This window comes from Paraburkholderia ginsengiterrae (genome assembly GCF_001645125.1).
GTDB classification, from domain to species: domain Bacteria; phylum Pseudomonadota; class Gammaproteobacteria; order Burkholderiales; family Burkholderiaceae; genus Paraburkholderia; species Paraburkholderia ginsengiterrae.
This window is the reverse complement of sequence record NZ_LXKA01000036.1, coordinates 1-624: the sequence shown is the minus strand read 5'-3', so window position 1 is coordinate 624 and position 624 is coordinate 1. Positions and strand designations below refer to the sequence as shown.

Genomic DNA, 624 nt, shown 5'->3' with positions numbered 1-624 from the left:
CGTGCCGTACTCGGCCGCGTCGCCCACCATGACGGCGCCGAGCAGTTGCTTGCCGCATTCCGACACCACCAGCTTCTTGTAGACCTGTTTGCGTTCGTCGCTGAACTGGTACGTGCGGCTGCCGGGCGTCTTGCCGTGCGCGTCGCCGATGCTTGCCACATCCACGCCCATCAGCTTGAGCTTGGTGCTCATGTCCGCGCCGGCGAAGCCCGCGTCGTCGCCGAGCAGGTGCTTTGCGGCGACACGCGCCATGTCGTAGCCAGGCGCCACGAGGCCGTACACCATGCCGTTCCACGCCGCGCATTCGCCGATCGCATAGATGTCGGGATCGCTGGTGCGGCAACTCGCATCGATGGCGATCCCGCCGCGCGGACCCAGTTCCAGGCCGCACGCGCGCGCGATCTCGTCGCGCGGACGAATGCCGGCGGAGAACACGATCATGTCGGTGTCGAGATGCGTGCCGTCGGCGAACTGCATGCGGTGCGTGCCCGCTTCGCCATCCACGATGGCAAGCGTGTGCTTGCCGGTGTGGACCTGCACGCCCAACTCCTCGATCTTGCTGCGCAGAACCCGTCCGCCGCCTTCGTCGACCTGCACCGCCATCAGCCGCGGGGCGAACTCGAC

Annotated in this window: 1 protein-coding gene; it reads right to left on the bottom strand. The window is 67.5% G+C overall.

What is annotated here, in order from left to right:
• Positions 1-624, bottom strand: a 624-nt coding sequence (locus A6V37_RS02845; protein ID WP_167361427.1) for an FAD-dependent oxidoreductase, incomplete at both ends; no start/stop codon positions are given.